This is a genomic window from Brachybacterium sp. NBEC-018 (genome assembly GCF_024860185.1).
Lineage (GTDB): Bacteria > Actinomycetota > Actinomycetes > Actinomycetales > Dermabacteraceae > Brachybacterium > Brachybacterium rhamnosum.
Genome location: NZ_CP100650.1, coordinates 2397339 through 2414337, shown reverse-complemented (window position 1 = coordinate 2414337; position 16999 = coordinate 2397339). Strand labels below are relative to the sequence as shown.

At 73.6% G+C, this 16999-nt stretch carries 18 protein-coding genes; 11 read left to right on the top strand and 7 right to left on the bottom strand.

Translation table 11 applies throughout. From position 1 onward, the window contains the following. Window positions 1-3: 3 nt before the first annotated feature. The 7 genes from NLU66_RS10945 to NLU66_RS10915 all read left to right on the top strand — a co-directional run bounded on the left by NLU66_RS10945 (window position 4) and on the right by NLU66_RS10915 (window position 5909). Window positions 4-882, top strand: a complete 879-nt coding sequence (locus NLU66_RS10945; RefSeq protein ID WP_416232155.1) for a carbohydrate ABC transporter permease — start codon at window positions 4-6, stop codon at window positions 880-882. A 20-nt stretch (window positions 883-902) separates the two neighbouring features. Continuing rightward, window positions 903-1700, top strand: a complete 798-nt coding sequence (locus NLU66_RS10940) for a ThuA domain-containing protein (protein WP_259359721.1) — start codon at window positions 903-905, stop codon at window positions 1698-1700. Further along, complete coding sequence (locus tag NLU66_RS10935; protein ID WP_259359720.1) at window positions 1697-2827, top strand: Gfo/Idh/MocA family protein; 1131 nt, start codon at window positions 1697-1699, stop codon at window positions 2825-2827. The genes NLU66_RS10940 and NLU66_RS10935 overlap by 4 nt, the downstream gene beginning before the upstream one ends. Before the next feature lie 23 nt (window positions 2828-2850). After that, window positions 2851-3852: a LacI family DNA-binding transcriptional regulator gene (locus tag NLU66_RS10930; protein WP_259359719.1), complete on the top strand. Its 1002-nt coding sequence runs from the start codon at window positions 2851-2853 to the stop codon at window positions 3850-3852. A 61-nt stretch (window positions 3853-3913) separates the two neighbouring features. After that, window positions 3914-4576 carry a (deoxy)nucleoside triphosphate pyrophosphohydrolase gene (locus tag NLU66_RS10925; protein WP_259359718.1) on the top strand — a complete coding sequence of 221 codons (663 nt, stop codon included), beginning with the start codon at window positions 3914-3916 and terminating at the stop codon, window positions 4574-4576. Window positions 4577-4629: 53 nt separating this feature from the next. Continuing rightward, window positions 4630-5109 carry a MarR family winged helix-turn-helix transcriptional regulator gene (locus NLU66_RS10920; RefSeq protein WP_259359717.1) on the top strand — a complete coding sequence of 160 codons (480 nt, stop codon included), beginning with the start codon at window positions 4630-4632 and terminating at the stop codon, window positions 5107-5109. Beyond that, window positions 5106-5909 carry an SDR family NAD(P)-dependent oxidoreductase gene (locus NLU66_RS10915; protein ID WP_259359716.1) on the top strand — a complete coding sequence of 268 codons (804 nt, stop codon included), beginning with the start codon at window positions 5106-5108 and terminating at the stop codon, window positions 5907-5909. The genes NLU66_RS10920 and NLU66_RS10915 overlap by 4 nt, the downstream gene beginning before the upstream one ends. A gap of 64 nt (window positions 5910-5973) precedes the next feature. Here NLU66_RS10915 and NLU66_RS10910 read toward each other — a convergent pair whose 3' ends face one another. Beyond that, window positions 5974-6243: an SHOCT domain-containing protein gene (locus NLU66_RS10910; RefSeq protein WP_259359715.1), complete on the bottom strand. Its 270-nt coding sequence runs from the start codon at window positions 6241-6243 to the stop codon at window positions 5974-5976. A gap of 85 nt (window positions 6244-6328) precedes the next feature. After that, a complete protein-coding gene (locus NLU66_RS10905) occupies window positions 6329-7486 on the bottom strand; it encodes a sensor histidine kinase (RefSeq protein WP_259359714.1) in 1158 nt (385 codons plus the stop codon). 108 nt (window positions 7487-7594) lie between these two features. On the opposite strand from NLU66_RS10905, the gene NLU66_RS10900 reads away from it, so the two are divergent. Both NLU66_RS10900 and NLU66_RS10895 read left to right on the top strand, forming a co-directional pair. Next, on the top strand, window positions 7595-8260 hold the full coding sequence (locus NLU66_RS10900; protein WP_259359713.1) for a response regulator transcription factor: 666 nt from the start codon (window positions 7595-7597) through the stop codon (window positions 8258-8260). A gap of 121 nt (window positions 8261-8381) precedes the next feature. Beyond that, the gene (locus NLU66_RS10895) at window positions 8382-9482 is read left to right on the top strand and encodes a hypothetical protein (RefSeq protein WP_259359712.1); all 1101 of its coding nucleotides are present in this window, start codon (window positions 8382-8384) and stop codon (window positions 9480-9482) included. 63 nt (window positions 9483-9545) lie between these two features. Here NLU66_RS10895 and NLU66_RS10890 read toward each other — a convergent pair whose 3' ends face one another. Both NLU66_RS10890 and NLU66_RS10885 read right to left on the bottom strand, forming a co-directional pair. Continuing rightward, entirely contained in the window at window positions 9546-10661 is a 1116-nt protein-coding gene (locus NLU66_RS10890) for a metallophosphoesterase family protein (protein ID WP_259359711.1), read from the bottom strand. 7 nt (window positions 10662-10668) lie between these two features. Continuing rightward, on the bottom strand, window positions 10669-11190 hold the full coding sequence (locus NLU66_RS10885) for a Dps family protein (RefSeq protein WP_259359710.1): 522 nt from the start codon (window positions 11188-11190) through the stop codon (window positions 10669-10671). A 159-nt stretch (window positions 11191-11349) separates the two neighbouring features. On the opposite strand from NLU66_RS10885, the gene NLU66_RS10880 reads away from it, so the two are divergent. Beyond that, window positions 11350-12519 (top strand): benzoate/H(+) symporter BenE family transporter, encoded by a 1170-nt coding sequence (locus tag NLU66_RS10880; RefSeq protein WP_259359709.1) that lies wholly within the window; start codon window positions 11350-11352, stop codon window positions 12517-12519. Here NLU66_RS10880 and NLU66_RS10875 read toward each other — a convergent pair. Continuing rightward, window positions 12446-13642, bottom strand: coding sequence for an AI-2E family transporter (locus NLU66_RS10875; protein ID WP_259359708.1), 1197 nt, complete (start codon window positions 13640-13642; stop codon window positions 12446-12448). The two genes, NLU66_RS10880 and NLU66_RS10875, sit on opposite strands and share 74 nt — an antisense overlap. 31 nt (window positions 13643-13673) lie before the next feature. Then, window positions 13674-15116, bottom strand: coding sequence for a sulfatase (locus NLU66_RS10870; protein WP_259359707.1), 1443 nt, complete (start codon window positions 15114-15116; stop codon window positions 13674-13676). 139 nt (window positions 15117-15255) lie between these two features. Between NLU66_RS10870 and NLU66_RS10865 the strand changes: the two genes are divergently transcribed. Further along, window positions 15256-15414 (top strand): hypothetical protein, encoded by a 159-nt coding sequence (locus NLU66_RS10865; RefSeq protein ID WP_168198079.1) that lies wholly within the window; start codon window positions 15256-15258, stop codon window positions 15412-15414. A 40-nt stretch (window positions 15415-15454) separates the two neighbouring features. Here the strand turns inward: NLU66_RS10865 and NLU66_RS10860 are convergent, their stop codons facing one another. Beyond that, the gene (locus NLU66_RS10860; protein ID WP_259359706.1) at window positions 15455-16978 is read right to left on the bottom strand and encodes a DUF4832 domain-containing protein; all 1524 of its coding nucleotides are present in this window, start codon (window positions 16976-16978) and stop codon (window positions 15455-15457) included. Window positions 16979-16999 lie beyond the last annotated feature (21 nt).

The following is a 16999-nucleotide window of genomic DNA, read 5'->3' as shown; positions in this document are numbered from 1 at the left end:
CCGATGACCACCACCGCTCCCGCCTCCCCCGCCCCGACCCTCACCGCCCGCCACCGTCCCGCCCTGTCGCGGAACTCCCCGCTGCGCCGCGGGATCCGCACCACCGTCGGCATCGTGCTCGTCGCGATCATGCTGTTCCCCGTCTACTGGATGGTCAGCGCCTCCCTCGCCCCCGGCGGCAACAGCCTCAACGCGCAACTGATCCCCCTGGACCCGGACCTCGGCGGCTACGCCCGCGCGATCGCGGACCAGGGACGCAATCTCGTCACCTCGCTGATCGTCGCGGTCGGCGCGGCCGTGCTGGCCCTCGTCATCGCGACGCCCTGCGCCTACGCGCTCGCACAGTTCCCGGTGCGCGGCAGCGGCGTGCTGCTGTTCGTCGTGCTCATCTCCCAGATGATCCCGGGCATCGTCATCGCGAACGCGCTGTACACCGCCTACAACCAGATGGGGCTGCTGAACACGGTGCCGGGGCTGATCCTCGCGGACGCCACGCTCGGCATCCCCTTCTCGATCCTCATCATCCGGGCGTTCATGGAGTCCTTCCCCAAGGAGATCGTCGAGGCCGCGCAGATCGACGGCTGCGGGCACGTGCGCGCGTTCTGGTCGATCGTCCTGCCGGTGAGCGTCAACGCACTCATCACCGCCGGGATCTTCTCGTTCCTCTTCGCCTGGAGCGACTTCCTCATGGCGCTGACCCTCACCACCGGTCAGACCATCCGTCCCGTGACGCTCGGGCTCTACGACTACATCGGCGCGAACAGCACCGAGTGGAGCGCCGTGATGGCCACGGCCGTCATCGCGTCCGTCCCCGCCGTGGTCCTCATGATCGCCGCGCAGAAGTACATCGCCGCCGGAGCCACCGGCGGTGCCGTGAAATGACCGGAAGGAACCCCACCACCATGACCACCCCCTCCCCGCTCCGCGTCACCGTCTGGGGCGAGAACCGCCACGAGCAGCGCGACGAGCGCGTGCGCGGCCACTACCCCGACGGCATGCACGCCGCGATCGCCGCCGGCATCACCGAGAACCTCGGCGACGCCGTCACCACGCGCTTCGCCCTGCTCGACGACCCCGAGCACGGGCTCAGCGAGGAGGTCCTCGCCGAGACCGACGTGCTCACCTGGTGGGGCCACATGGCGCACGACGAGGTCGCCGACGAGGTCGTGGACCGCGTGCAGCGCCACGTGCTCTCCGGCATGGGCCTCGTCGTCCTCCATTCCGGCCACTGGAGCAAGGTCTTCACCCGCCTCATGGGCACGACCTGCACGCTGCGCTGGCGCAACGAGTCCGACCGCGAGCTGGTGTGGACGGTGGACCCCTCGCACCCGATCGCGGAGGGCGTGCCGCACCCGATCGTCATCCCCGAGCAGGAGATGTACGGCGAGCAGTTCGACATCCCCACCCCGGACGAGCTGATCTTCGTCTCCTCCTTCAGCGGCGGGGAGGTGTTCCGCTCCGGCTGCACCTTCCGGCGCGGCAAGGGGAAGATCTTCTACTTCAGCCCCGGTGACCAGGACTACCCGGTCTATCACCACACCGACGTGCGACGCGTGATCGCCAACGGCGTCTCCTGGGCGCGCCCCGCGGTGCCCGATCGGACGGTGCCGTTCCTGGACCGCTACCCCACGGACTGGTTCCTCACGGGTGAGGGCGGCCAGGGCGTGGGCGATGCCGAGGCCGCCGGGAAGAGCGCATGAGCGCCGCGCCCCGCACGGGGGCGGTGCCGGTCGTCGTCGTCGGCGCGGGCGGCATGGGCCGCGCCTGGATGGGCGTCGTCCTCGCCTCCGCGGAGGCCCGCCTCGTGGGCGTCGCGGACGTCGTCCCCGGCGCCGCGGAGGCCGCGGTCACCGCGCTCGTCGAGGACGAGGGCCGCCGGGCCGGGATCGCCGTCGGCACCGACGGCGTCGAGGTGGCCCGCGCGGCGGGCGCCGAGGCGATCATCGACGTGACGATCCCGGAGGCGCACCATCCGGTGACCGCGGCGGCGCTCGGCGCGGGCCTGCCCGTGCTCGGGGAGAAGCCGTGCGCGGCGACCCTCGCGGAGGCCGTGTCCCTCGCGGGGCACGCCGAGGCGAGCGGCCGGCTGTTCATGGTCTCCCAGTCCCGCCGCAACAACCCGCACCTGCACGAGGCGCGGCGGCTCGCCGAGCAGCTGGGCGGGGCGGGGATCGTGGACACCCGATTCTTCAAGGCGCCGCATTTCGGCGGGTTCCGCGACGCGATGCGTCACCCGTTGATCGTGGACATGGCGATCCATGCCTTCGACGCGGCCCGCGTGATCGTCGACGGCGCGCCCGTCGCGGTGCGCGCGATCTCCCACAGCCCGTCCTGGAGCTGGTACGACGGCGACGCCGCGGCGACCGTGCACATCACCTACTCCACGGGCGCCGTGCACGCCTTCACCGGCTCCTGGTGCTCGCCCGGCCAGGAGACCAGCTGGAACGGCGACTGGCGGATCAGCTGCGCGGGCGGCACGGTCACGTGGGACGGCGAGACGCCGCCGCGGGCCGTCACGGCGGAGGGGGCGGTGCTCGAGGGCGCCGTCCCCGCGGAGGACGCCCGCTGGGAGCTCGACGCCTCGCTCGCGGCGTTCTGCGCGGCCCTGCGCGGTGGGCCGGTCCCGGACGGCGAGGTGCACGGCAACGTGTGGACCCAGGCGATCGTCGAGGCGGCGGTGCGCTCCGCGGACGAGGACCGCACGGTCACCCTCGCCGAGGTGCTCGACGAGGCACTCACCGCAGCGCGGGCGCTGCCCGGTCCCGAGGGCGTCCTGGACGCGCTGTCGCGGTGGGAGGATGGCGCCGCCGGCCTGCACGCCGGCTGACCGTCCCCGACGAAGGAGGAGCCGTGGTGAAGTCGAAGGCGCCCACCAGCCAGGACGTCGCGCGCCTCGCCGGGGTCTCCCAGAGCACCGTGAGCTACGCGCTCACGGGTGCGCGCCCCATCTCCGAGGAGACCCGCCGCCGGATCGAGGCGGCGATCCAGGAGCTGGGCTACCACCCCAACTCCGGGGCGCGCACCCTCCGCTCGCGGCGCAGCGGCGTCATCGGGCTCATGGTGCCCACCCCGCAGCCGCTCAGCAGCGGGCCCATGCCCTTCGTCGTCGCGATCTCGCAGGAGGCGCGGCGCTTCGACCTCGACGTCCTCGTCGTCACGGCCGACGAGGGCGCCGCCGGCGTACGCCGCGTCGTGGGGACCGGGCTGTGCGACGCGCTGATCCTCATGGAGATCGACCGCGACGACGAGCGGCTGGCCGCGGTCGCCGAGGCGGGTCTGCCGTGCGTGTCCCTCGGCAAGCCCGATGCGGTCCCCGGCGCCTCGGTGGTCGATCTCGACTTCGAGCTGCTGGGCCGGCTCGTGGTGGAGCGTGCGCTCGCCGAGGGCTGTACGCGGCTGCTGCTGTTCGGACGGCTCGAGGAGAAGTCCCGCCGCAACGACTCCTCGCGCTTCCTGCGCGGGGTGCACGAGGCGGCCCCGACCGGGCTCGAGGTGGTGCTCGCCCCGGGCGAGCCGGCGCAGGTCGCCGCGTTCGAGGACGGCCTCTCCCCCACCTCCGGTCGCACGGCGCTGTTCGGCCTCTCGCAGGAGCTCGAGATGCTCTTCGCCCTCGCGATGACGGACCGCCTCACCGATCCCGGCCACCTGTTCATCGGCTGGTCCGATGTCGACCTCGCGGCGCTCGGCACCGCCCTCGCACCGATCCCCCGCCTCACCCCGCGCCAGGCCGACGTCTCGGTGCTCGCGGTGCGCGAGCTCGTGCGGCTGCTGCGGGAGCCGGGGGCGGAGCCCCGCACGACGCTGCTGCCCCCGCAGTGGGCGGAGGCCGACGGCGTGCACCGGACATCCTGACGCCGCCGGCCCCGATCGGCGGCGACCACCGGGTGTCCCACCCCTGCGCGAGACTGTCCCCATGAGCGCGACCGATCCGGCCTGGCACCGCGGCACCTGCCCCCGCTGCGGGAGCCCCGAGGTGCTGCTGCACGTGATCGGACTGCCGCTCGCAGGCGTCATGGAGTCCTCCCCGCACTGGGTGCGCTGGGACGGCTGCGTCGGGCTCGGACCCGACCGTGAGTGCACCGCCTGCGGCGTCGCCTGGTGGGAGCACGACCACGGCCACGCGGAGCAGGAGGAGTCCGATCCCGACGATGACGAGGAGGAAGCGCCGGCGGCGCCGCTGCGGGTCGTGGGGGCGGTGCTCGTGGACGCGCAGGGCCGGATCCTCGCGGCCCGACGGCGCACCGGCCTGCGCGAGGCCGGGCTCTGGGAGTTCCCGGGCGGCAAGATCGAGCCGGGCGAGTCCCCGCAGGAGGCGCTGCGGCGGGAGCTGCGCGAGGAGCTCGGCGTCGAGACCCGGGTGGGGTGGCTGATCGGCCGCGGCATCACGAGCGCGGGCGGGCGGGCGCTGCACCTGGACTGCTACTGGGCGCGCGTGCTCGGCGCCGGCCCGGCGCGCTCCACCGATCACGACGAGCTCGCGTGGCTCGACCGTGACGAGCTCGCGGAGCGGGACTGGCCCGAGGCGGACCTCCCGATCGTGGAGCTGCTCGTCGAGGGCGCGCTCCCCCGCTTCTGATCGCCGCGACTCACAGTAGTTGCCTCAGGCAACTCTGGTGCTAGGGTCGGGGCATGACCACCGACCGTGACACCGCGCGCCTGCTCGACGCCCTCGTCGGCCTCGTGACCGTCTGGACCGATGCACGGGTGCAGTCCCGCATCGCCGCCGCCGTCGGCCTCCCCCTCGACCCCACCGCGATCCGCGCCGTCTATCTCATCGGCGCCCGCGGCGGGAGCCTCGGGTCCACGGCGCTCGCCGAGCACGGCGGACTCACCCGGCCCACCGCCTCGAAGCTCGTCACCCGGCTCGAGGAGCTCGGCCTCGCCACCCGCGAGCGCTCCGGCCGCTCCGTCGAGGTGGCCCTCACCCCGGCCGGGAGCAGCGCCTACGCGGCCCTCGTCGAGGCGGGCACCGCGATGGTGCGCCGCGCGGTCCCCGACTGGAGCGCGCAGGAGACCACGCAGTTCGCCGACCAGGCGCAGCGCTTCCTCGCTGCGCTCTCGCACACGACCGCCGCCCCGGCGGCCACCCCCACGAAGGAGAAGCCATGACCCGCACGTACGTCATCACCGGAGCCGCCTCCGGCATCGGCGCCGCGACGGCCGCCCAGCTGCGCGAGGAGGGGCAGCGGGTGATCGGCATCGACCTCGCGGGCACCGAGGTCGAGGGCGATCTCTCCCACCCCGCCGGCCGCGCCGAGGCCGCGCGGGCGGCGACCGACCTCGCCGGGGGCCGCATCGACGCCGTCATCGCCTGCGCGGGGATCTCCGCCCCGATCGCGACGACCATGGCGATCAACTACTTCGGCGTCGTCGAGCTGCTCGAGGCGCTGCTCCCCGCCCTGCGCGCCTCGGACGCCCCGCGCGCGGCCGTCGTCTCCTCGATGGCCTCCCTGCAGCCGGTCTCCGCGCCGCTCGTCGACGCGGCCCTCGCCGGTGACGAGCAGCGTGCGCTCGCCCTCGGCGACGAGCTCGCCGAGGATCCCTCGACGGGATTCCGGAACTACTCCTCGAGCAAGCGGGCCCTCTCCCGCTGGGTGCGCCGTGCGTCCGTCAGCGAGGCCTGGGCCGGCAGCGGCATCCCCCTGAACGCCGTCGCCCCCGGCACCGTCGTCACCCCCATGACCCGCGACCTGCTCGCCACCCCCGAGGGCGCCGCCCACGTGGACGCCGCCGTCCCGATGCCCCTGAACCACCACCAGCCGCCCGCCTCGATCGCCGCGCTGCTCGTGTGGCTGACGAGCCCCGCGAACACCCACATGGCCGGGCAGACGATCTACTGCGACGGCGGCGCCGACGCCGTGCTGCGCGGGGACGACGTCTGGTCCTGGGCGGATTCCCCCGTAGCCTGAGCGAAGGGGCACCGCGACGATCGCTCGCCGCGGTGCCCCTGCCTCGTGGACGGCCGCTCAGCCGTCACCCCTTCTCGCGGAGCACCGCCCGGCGGGCACGGAACTCGTCCTCGTCGATCTCCCCGCGGGCGAAGCGCTCGCCGAGCGCGGACTCCGCGTCGCGGCGGGGCGCGGCGGCGGCGAAGCGCCGACGGCGGATCGCGCCGAAGGTGATCGCGCCGATGATGATCAGCAGGAACAGCAGCGGGAACAGCGGGAAGAAGCCGCCGCCGTGCCACGCGGCGTCGTCGTAGGGGCCGTGGGCGGTGAGCTGGGTGAGCGTCTCGGTGAGCATGTCGGGACCTTCCGTTCGATGGTGGCCCCAGCCTCCTGCGGTCACGCCCTCCGGGCGTCGGCCCGGGAGCGGCAGTCCCGCTACGTCAGCGGGCGTAGGGCAGCAGCGCCCGCACGTCGAGCCGCTCACCCTCGACCGTGACCTCCGCGCGACCGCCCGCCTCCGCCGCGCGGCGCCGGATCCCCGCCAGCCCGAAGCCCTCGACGATCCACGTGCCGGGGGCGACCGCACTGGCCACGAGCACCTCGACCGCCTCGGCGGCGTACTGCACGCGCACCGTCGCGCGGCGCTCCGCGGCGTGCTTGACGACGTTGGTGAGCGACTCCTGCACGATCCGGTAGGCGGCGACGTCCGCCGCGGGACCGACCGGCCTCCGCTCCCCGTGCACCTCGAGCTCCACGTCGATGCCGGCCTCCCGCATCCGCGCGCAGAGCGCCCCGAGCCGGTCCAGCCCCGGCGTGGGCGCATGCGCGTCCTGCTCCGCGGCGTCCGGGGCGATCTGGGCGAGGGTCGCGCGCAGCTCCGTGAGCGCCTCCCCGCTCGCCCGGCTGATCACCTCGAGCGCGGCCCGCGCCTGCTCCGGGCGCCGGTCCGCGACGTGCAGGGCGATGTCCGCCTGCATGCGGATCGCCGCGAGGCCGTGGCCCACCACATCATGGACCTCGGAGGCGAGGCGCAGGCGCTCCGCGTCGAGCACGGCCCGCTCCTCCTCCGCACGGCGACGGGCGCGCCCCTCCCTGAGCGTGCGCCGCACGAGCCCCGCGCAGAACGGGACAGCGACCCAGGCGGAGAGCGGGAGCGCCCCGGCGAGCGCGGGGAGCACCTCCCCCGTCCGCGCCGCGTCCCCTGCCGCGGAGCCGGCGAGGAGCACGAGCAGACCCGCCCCGCCCGCGATCGCGCTGCGCGGCAGCGGGGCGCGCCCGGCGAGCGAGAAGCCGGTGATCAGCACCGTGAGCAGCACGGGACCGAAAGGCTGTCCCAGGGCGAGGAGAAGACCGGTCGCGAGCGTGGCCAGGGAGAAGGCGAGCACAGGCCACCGCCGCAGACCCACCGCCGCCACGGCGAGCGCCGCGAGGGCGTAGTCGTGGCCCTCGACCGGGGTGGTGGGGACGTGTCGGGTGCTCGACCAGGGGCCGCCATGGACCCCGGCGCCGGCCAGTCGCAGCGTGAGGAGCACGAGCAGGCCCACGGGGACCATGAGGAACAGGTCCCGGCCGCGCGGGAGGGGCACTCGTGCGCTCATCGCCCCAGCCTCCCGCCTCCGGTCCCTCCGGTCACCGCCCCCGGAGCGTAGCCCGGGATACGTCCCCGGGCGTAGGCGTCGCGGGCAGGACGCGCGGATACTGGGCCCATGACCGACGGGACCCCGCTGCGCGTGCTGCTCGTGGACGACCAGGACCTGGTGCGTCTGGGCCTGCGCACCCTGCTCGACGCCGAGGACGGCTTCGAGGTGGCGGGCGAGGCGGCCGACGGCCTCACGGCCCTCGAGGTGGCCGCCGCGACCGTGCCGGACGTGGTCCTCATGGACATCCGCATGCCGGGCGTGGACGGGATCGAGGCGACGCGGCGCCTCGCCGCGCGCCCGGAGCTCGCCGCGACGCGGGTGATCGTGCTGACCACCTTCGAGCGCGACGAGTACGTCTTCGAGGCGCTGCGCGCGGGCGCCTCCGGATTCCTGCTCAAGGACACGCCGCCGGCCCGGCTGCTCGAGGCGATCCGCACCGTCGCCGACGGCGGCTCCCTGCTCGCCCCGAGCGTGACGCGCACGCTCATCGCGGAGTTCGTCGCGGAGGAGCGTCGCGCCACCGCGCCGCACCCCCACCTGGGCGAGCTCACCGCCCGGGAGCGCGAGGTGGTGGGCCTGGTCGCCGAGGGGCTCTCGAACCAGGAGATCGCCGAGCGCCTCGTGCTGAGCCCCGCGACCGCCCGCACCCACGTGAGCCGGGCGATGGTGAAGCTCGGCGCGCGGGACCGCGCGCAGCTCGTCGTCTTCGCCTACCGCTCCGGGCTCGCCTGAGCGCTCCTCCCCACCGTCCCGCGCGCGGGCTCGCCCCTCGTCATCCACAGCGGGCCTCCCGAACCTCGCCGTTCCGACATTCCGACTACTCTCGAGCCACGTCGATGCCCGAGGGGGAGCCATGTCCATGCCGCAGAGCCCGTACGCCCCGCAGCCGATCCCCTCCCCGGGCGGCGGCCCGCCCGGTGAGCCCCCGCAGAGGCGGACCGGACTGATCATCGCGCTGGTCGTCGGAGGGCTGACCGTGGTGCTCGCCGTCCTCGTCGTCATCGCGCTCGTGGTCGTCCTCGCCGTGCGCAGCCAGGGGGCGAAGGAGGCGGCGCCGACCCAGCAGACCCCTGAGCAGCAGGCCACGGCCCTGGTCAGCGAGTACATGACGGCGCTCGAGGGCGGGGACGCCGCGGCCGTGCTCGCCCTCCTTCCGCAGGACCAGATCGAGGACCAGGTGCTCTCCGCCGAGGCCTACGCGGCCGCCCTGGCCGCCGAGCCGATCTCCGAGGTCACGTTCGGGACGCCCGTCGTCAGCTCGAGCACCGCCCACGACGCCGACGTCCCCGTCACCTTCACGGTCGCCGGGCAGTCCGTGAGCGCCGAGTACACCGTGCAGGACTGGGACTCCGACGGCACCTTCGAGATGGCCGCCCCGTACAGCTCCACCTACGTCCCTGAGGGGCTCCCGCAGCTCGGGCTCACCGTCAACGGTGAGGAGGTCGCCGAGGGATCGAACCTCTACCTCCTGCCCGGGGCCTACGAGCTCGCCATCGACCAGGAGGGCTTCACCCTGGACCCCGAGGACCCGGTGATCGTCACGGACGAGCTCCAGGGGGACCTGCCCTCCCCCGTCCTCACCGAGGAGGGCCAGAAGACCTTCCGCACGGCGGTGCAGTCCGCCGTGGACGGCTGCCTCGCGCAGGACACGCTGAAGGCCGGCTGCGGGATCGGGGAGATCCCCGGTTCCACGAGCGACGGCTGGACGGTCACCGAGGGCACCGTGAAGCGCTCGATCTCCGAGGACACACAGCGGACGATCGACACCATGGAGGGGACGCCCGGCACCGACGAGCCCACCTACGTCTCCGGTGAGGCCGTCGGCACCGTCGACACGACGATGGAGTGCACCAAGGACGGGCAGAAGGGCACCTGCGAGATGTTCCTCGGCGGGTCGATGTCCGTCCCGAGCGTCGACCTCGCCGATCCGGAGCACCCCGTCACCTGGAGCTGAGCAGGCGCTCCGCGCGGTCGCGGACCGACGGTCCCGGGCGCTCAGGTGCCCGGGACCGTGCGCTCAGCGCACGCCGCCCGGGAAGGCGGCCGGCTCCCCCGGCTGCGCCGCGGCGCCGAGGTCGATGCCGTAGTCCGCGGCGAGCCGCAGCTCGGTGCCCGCGAGCACGCCCTCGACGGACTCGTCGAGGTGGAACACGCGCGCACCGCGCAGCCGGTGCTCCTGCTCCCCGCCCAGGCCGTACGCGCCGAAGCCGGTGCCCGGCGCGTAGCCGAGCAGGATGCCGTAGTAGTCCGCCACGTAGGAGTTCACGTGGTCGTGGCCCACGAACAGACCCCGTACGTCGCCGCGGCTCTGCATCGCCGCGAACATGCCGGAGTTGAACGGGCCCGGGCACTCGTCCTCGTTGCGCTCCCCCACGATGCGGTGCTTCGCGACGGCCCGCTCGTGATCGGCCTCGGTGCGCGAGTCCACGCTCGCGAACCACGCGAAGCGGTGCTCCCACAGGGCGATGTGCTGGAACACGAGGCCCGGCACGAGCGCGCCGCGGCGCTTCTCGAGGGCCCGCGAGGTCTCGAGGTACCACTGCACCTGGTCCGGGCGCAGCCAGTCCCAGCGGGGGTAGCCCTCGAAGTCCTGACCGGCGATCTGCGCGGGGGCGTAGCGGCCGGAGTCGAGCAGCCACACGGCGAAGCCGTCCTGTCGCCCCGTCGCGGAGCGCACGGTGAGCACCTGGTTGCCGGTGCCCGTCACGCCGCGGGCGCCGGGGGTGTTGAGGTTGTGCTCGTAGCGGCGCACGAAGTCCAGGTAGTCGCCCTCGTCCATGCCGGTGCGCTCGGAGGAGTCCTCGTCGTGGTTGCCGAAGGTGAGCGCCCACGGGATGCCGCGGTCCTCCATGGGGAGCACGACGTTGTTGATCGCCTGCTTCGCCTCGAGCGCGCTCGTGGGAGAGCCGTCGATGACGTCGCCGTTGATGATCACCAGATCGGGGCGCACGTCCTCGAGCACGGCCTCCTGCAGGGCGATCGTGCGGCGGTCCGTGCGGGGCCCGTCCTGGGTGTCGTTGAACTGGACGATCGTGAAGCGGCCGTCCTCGCCGAAGTCGAGCTCGCCGCGCCGTCCGGGAAGGCTCGGGTGAGCATCCGGGGACGGCGCGGCGGACGGGTGGGGTGCGGTCACGGAGGGGTCAGCTCGCGGGCTTCCGGGTCTCCGCGGAGAGGAACCAGGCCTGCTGCTCGAGCTTCTCGATGACGCCGTGGAGGATGTCGGCGCTCGTCGGATCCGCCTCGTCGACCTCGTCGTGCACGGTGCGCATCGTGCGCACCGTCTGCTCGACGGCCGCGGTCATGAGGTCGATCGCGTCGTGGGTGAGCACCTCCCCGGCGGGGAACTCGGCGAGCGAGGTCTGCTCGGCGACCACGTCGGGGCGGCCGTCGGGCGTGGCGTGGAGGGCGCGCATGCGCTCGGCGACGTCGTCGGAGCTGTCGCGGGCGATCGCGACGACCTCGTCGAGATTCAGGTGCAGGTCCCGGAAGTTCGGACCCACGATGTTCCAGTGTGCCTGCTTTCCCACGAGGTGCAGGGCGGTGAGGTCCACGAGGACCGCCTGGAGGTTCTTGGCGAGCGCGTCGTCGGCGAGGAACCCGCCCTCGGCGTTCTCGGTGGGGGTGGTCCTCGCGGACGCCTTCTTCGATGCGGAGGTGGCCATCATGACGATCCTTCCGTCGGTGGAGCACAATGCCTGACCCCGTCGACGGTACTCGGATCCTCCCCGCCTGTCCCCTGCTCGGCGGAGTTCGGGTCACAGGACCGTCACCTGCGCGGACGCACCCCGCCGCGCGTCCGCCGCCCCGCTATCGTCACGCCCATGCCCTCCGGTCACGCCGCCCCGATCAGCGCCGGAGCGATCTCCGCCCTCGTCGCTTTCACGAGCTCCTTCGTCGTCGTCCTCACCGGCCTCGAGGCCGTGGGCGCGAGTCCCGCGCAGGCCGCGAGCGGGCTCACCGCGGTGAGCGTGCTCATGGGCCTCGGCTCGATCGTGCTCTCCCTCATGACGCGGCTGCCGATCACGGTCGCCTGGTCCACCCCCGGCGCCGCGCTGCTCGCCGCGACCGGCACCGTCGAGGGCGGCTGGCCCGCCGCGGTGGGCGCCTTCGCGCTCGTCGCCGTGCTCATCGTGCTCACGGGGCTGGTGCCCGCCCTCGCGGACCTCATGGCGCGGATCCCGCCGGCGCTCGCGCAGGCGATGCTCGCCGGGGTGCTCCTCCAGCTGTGCCTCGAGCCGGTGCTGGGCCTCGCGGCGAACCCGCTCGAGGTCGCGCCCGTCGTCATCGTGTGGCTGCTCGCGCTGCGGCTCGCGCCCCGCTGGGCCTCCCCGCTCGCCTTCGCCGCGGCGGCCGTCGTCATCGTCGTGCACCTCGTGACGACGGGCGGATCCCTGCCGGCCAGCTCCCTCGCCGGTCGTCTCGAGCTCACCGCGCCGCGGCTCACCCCGGGCGCCGTCATCGGCATCGCGCTGCCGCTGTACCTGGTCACCATGGCCTCCCAGAACGTGCCGGGCGTCGCGGTGCTGCGCAGCCTCGGCTACGAGGTGCCCTGGCGGCCCGCCATGCTCGTCACGGGCGCGGGCTCCCTGCTGGGGGCGCCGCTCGGCGGGCACGGCATCAACCTCGCCGCGATCAGCGCGGCCCTCGCGGCCGGGCCGGAGGCCGGGGAGGACCGTTCGCGCCGCTGGATCGCGAGCCTCACCTCGGGGATCGTCATGGTCGTCCTCGGCGTGCTCGCCTCGGCGGCCGCGCAGCTCGTGGCCCTCGCCCCGGAGGGCGTCGTCCCCGCCGTCGCGGGGCTCGCGCTGCTGGGCACCTTCATCGCCGCGGTGAAGGGGGCGCTCGCGCGCGAGGAGGAGCAGCTGCCCGCGGGGATCACGCTGCTCGTCGCCGCCTCCGGCATCGCGGTCGCCGGGATCAGCGCGGCGTTCTGGGCGCTGCTGGCGGGGCTGGTGGTGCGCTCGCTGCTGCGGGCGCGCCCGCGTCGCTGACGCCCTCCCCGGTGGGGCCGTCGGCGGCTGTGGCATCGGCGGGCTCGTCGGCCCGCTCCCCGATCCGCTCGCTCGGCGACTCGACCGCCGCGCGCGGCGTGTCCGCGACGAAGGCGTTCAGCCAGCGGGCCGACGGGTCCGCGTCGAGGAACAGCTCCTTCACGAGCAGGGTCATCGGCACCGAGAGCAGCGCCCCGGCCGCCCCGAGCACCCAGGACCAGAACAGCACCGAGAGGAACGAGATGCTCGGCGCGAGCCCCACCGCGCGGCCCGTGACGCGCGGCTGCACGAGGCCCTGCAGGAGCATCGCGACGACGACGCACACGGCGACCACGAGCGCCGCCGTCCACGGGCCCTGCGCGAGCAGCGCCATGAGCGTGGGCGGCACCATCGCGATGAGGAAGCCGATGTTGGGGATGTAGTTGCACACGAACAGCAGCACCGCCCACACCGCGGGCAGGGGCACCCCGAGCGCCCACAGGGCGAGTCCGTCGATCACGGCGACGACGACGCCGAACACGGTCGTCACGATCCAGTAGGTGCGCACGGCCCGGGAGAAGTCCACGAGGGCGTGGGCGAAGCGCGGGTGCGTGCGCTCGACGACCGCCATCCGCTCCGGCAGACCGGCCGCGTCCATGCCGAAGAAGATGATCGTCGCGACGGCCGCGGCGACGAGGGCGCCGATCGCGCTCACCGAGGACAGCGCCTGGTTGAGCAGGCCGAACAGGCTCGAGAAGTTGAACTGCGCGAGCCAGGTGCTGATCTGGTCCTGGCTCACGCCCACCCCGGCGAGCGCGTCGAGCGAGCTCTGCAGCAGCGCGTCGAAGGAGTCCGAGTAGCCGGGGAGCTCGAGCACGAGGGTGCGCACCGCCCACGTGATCGAGAGGAAGAACGCGGCGAGGGCGAGCAGCACCGCGAGCATCGCCGCGATCGATCCGAGCACACGTGGCGCCCCCGCCCGTTCGATCACCGCCGCGAGCGGGTGCGCCGCGATCATGAGGTTCAGCGCGAGGAAGACCGGCACGACGAGGGAGGCCAGCTCCTGGAGCCCCGCGAGGACCAGCCAGGCCGCGGCGAGGCCGATCAGCAGGAGGATGCCGCGCGGGAGGACGGGGGTGCTCATGCGGCGATCGTAGAGCCCTCGCGCGGGCAGGTCAGCGGGGCCACTCCAGGCGCGGGGTGCCCGGGCCCTCGTAGGGGGCGTCGCCGAGCTCCTCCTGGAGCCGGGCGAGCAGCGCCGCGAGCTCCTCGCGGATCCCTGCCGCGGCCGTGTCATCGGCGATGTTGGTCAGCTGCTGCGGGTCCGCGACGTTGTCGTAGAGCTCGATCTCCTCGGGCATGACGGCGCCGCTCGAGCCGGGGGTGCCGAGCCCGTCGTTGTAGTAGTGGACGTACGTGTGGGTGCGGGTGCGCACCCCGTAGTGGGCGGGGGCGTGGTGCTCGGGGTCGTCGTGCTCCCAGTAGCGGTAGTAGACGGCCTCCGGCCGGTCCTCGACGCTCTCGCCCCGCAGCAGCGGCAGGAAGCTGCGTCCCTGCTGCGCCGGGAGCGCGGAGGGTCCGATGCCGGCCGCCTCGAGCATGGTCGCGGCCAAGTCGACGTTGGTGACCATCTCGGCGACGCGCGTCCCGGCGCCGATCGCCGCGGGCCAGCGGACGACGACGGGCATGGTGAGCGACTCGTCGAACATGAGCCGCTTGTCGAACCAGCCGTGATCGCCGAGGAAGAACCCCTGGTCGGAGGTGTAGATCACGAGGGTGCTCTCGGCGAGGTCGTGCTCGTCGAGGTAATCCAGGAGCTCGCCCACGGAGTCGTCGACCGCCTGCACGCAGCGGAGGTAGTCGCGCATGTACCGCTGGTACTTCCAGGAGGAGCGCTCGGCGAGGTGCTCCTCCCCCTCGAGCTCCGGCGGCACCGGCTCCTTGACGTCGGTGAGGGTGAGGTCGTCCAGGCGCATCGCGACGCGCCGCACCGATGCGCTGCGGCCGGCGTGGTCGTCGGCGATGGTCTCCGGCTCGGGGATCGTGCCCTCGGTGTGGAGACCCTCGTAGCGGGGGTGCGGGATCCAGGGGCGGTGGGGCGCCTTGTGGTGGACGAGGAGGCAGAAGGGCCGCTCGGGATCGCGACGGTCCAGGAAGTCGATGCTGCGGGAGGTGACGATGTCCGTCGCGTAGCCCGGGACCGTCTCCTCCCCTGCGGGGCCGATCATCACCGGGTCGACGTAGGCGCCCTGGTCCGGGAAGATCGACCAGTCGTCCATGCCGCGCGGCAGCGAGGCCTCGGAGGTCCCCAGGTGCCACTTGCCGTGGACGGCCGTCTGGTAGCCCGCGTCGTGGAGCACCTCGGGGAAGGTCCCCACCCGATGGTCGAACTGGGAGTAGATCGAGCAGGCCCGGTTCACGTGGCTGTAGGTGCCGGTGAGGATCGAGGCCCGCGAGGGCGTGCAGATCGAGTTCGTGCAGTACGCCGCCTCCATCAGCGCCCCCTCCTCGGCGAGCCGGTCGATGTGGGGCGTGCTGTTCACCCGGCTGCCGTAGGCGGAGATCGAGTGGGCGGCGTGGTCGTCGGAGAGGACGAGCAGGATGTTGGGCCGGGACATCGCCCCATCCTCCACCGATCGTGCCCGTCGTCACAGCGACACGGCCGCGGAGGCCCTCCCCGACCGCTCGGATGGGCCCCTTCATCACGGTGTGATCACACGGGCGTCGATTGTCCGGGCAAGGATAGAGAATCGTGCCATGACCTCACAGCAGGATGAGCCCACCCCCGAGTCGACGGGCGATCGGGGCAGCGGCACGCCTCCCTCCCAGGCGACCCCGCACCGGCTCCGGCGGCGGCGCCGGGGCATCACCCCGGCACCGCCGCCCTGCGCCGGCTGGCGCCCGGCCCGCGGCTGATCCTCCGCCCGCCGCGAGCCCGTCCCCGGCTCGTCCCCTCCTAGTTCCCGGTGAGCAGCAGCCACCCGTCGTCGGTGACCTCCCCCTGCGAGGCGATGGCGATCGCCGGGGCCCCGTCCTTCGTGGTGTCCACGATCGCGACCGCCCAGACCCTCCGCTCGCCCGCACCGGGCTCGAGCGTGACTGCGAGATCGTGGTCGGCGTGGTCCCCGCGCAGCCAGTCCGACGGCTCCGCCTCCCCGTCCACATAGGTGCGCAGCACCCGGTGGTCCGCGGCGTCCAGCAGGGCGAAGGCGACCCGGTACCGGTGCCCCCACTGCGGGAGGTCGTTGGGGAACATGCCCCAGCCGAGGTTCGTCCAGCGGTGCCGGATCGTGCAGCTGCCCGTGCGCTCGGCCGGCGGCAGGACCACCTGCTCGAGCTGCAGGCGGTAGCCGCCCTGGGACTCGAAGTCCGCGACGAGGTCGGGGACGTCCCGGAACCAGGACTCGGTCTCCCCCATCCGGAAGTCGAGCATGTTCACGTGGGCCTCGACGGCGTCCTCGTACTCGCCGCGGCGCACGTCCTCGACGGTCTCGTAGCCGCGAGGGTCCACCGAGAAGTCGTGCTGCTTGGTGACCCAGCCGCCCTCGAAGACGATCGGCCGCCGGCCGATCCACTCCGCGGCGAGGTCCCGCTCCCACTGCCCGTAGTAGACGCTCATGCCGAAGGCGTCGTGGCGCAGCATGCACCCCTTCTCGAAGGCGTACTCGAGCAGGCCCCGGGAGTCGGGATCCGCGGGCCCCCAGTCGCCGGCCGCGCCGATCATGCGGTGGTAGTTGATCGCGAGCGGGACGTGGTCGAAGAGCCGGTGGTACAGGTCGATGTTCCAGTGGAAGACGTCCGCCCGGTTCGCGGGGTCGAGGTAGCGCATCGAATGCCCCTCTCCCCATTTGCCCAGGCCGTAGGCGTCGATGAAGGCGACCTCGTCGGGTTCGTCGAAGCGCGCGGCGAAGGCCTCGAGGAAGGTCTCGTAGCTCGACCGGAACACCGGGTCGTCCGGGTAGGGGGTCCACACGGTCCTCGAGCCGGTCTGGGTCTCGTAGCCCTCGGCGCCGGCCGCGCGCACCCAGGCGGGGGTGAAGTCGCTGGACTTGTCGCGGCTGTCGACGACCACCCGGAAGGCGAGGCGGAGGTCCCGCTCGCGGGCGCCCTGGATCATGCTCCGCAGGCCCTCGTGCACGTCCCAGCCGTAGACGCCCTCCTCGGGGTTCAGCACGGTCCAGCTGAGGCGCATGTAGAGGGTCTGGGCGTGGTCGGCGACGCGCACGGGCTCGTCGCGCCCCTCGATCTCGAGGGCGTCGTAGGTCGTCCAGTAGTCGGCCGACGGCGACCCGGTGCCGTACAGCACCCATCCGGTGAGGGGGTTGCGCAGGATGCTGGTGGTGTCCGCCGCGAGGGCGAGGGTGCGGCCGGGCGGGGCGGCGGGGGCGGCGGGGGCGGCGAGCAGTCCGGCGCCGGCGGTGGCCGCGGCGGCGCCCATGCCGAGCATGCTGCGACGGGGGATGCGGGATGCGCTGGTCATGGTTCTCTCCTTCGAGAACAC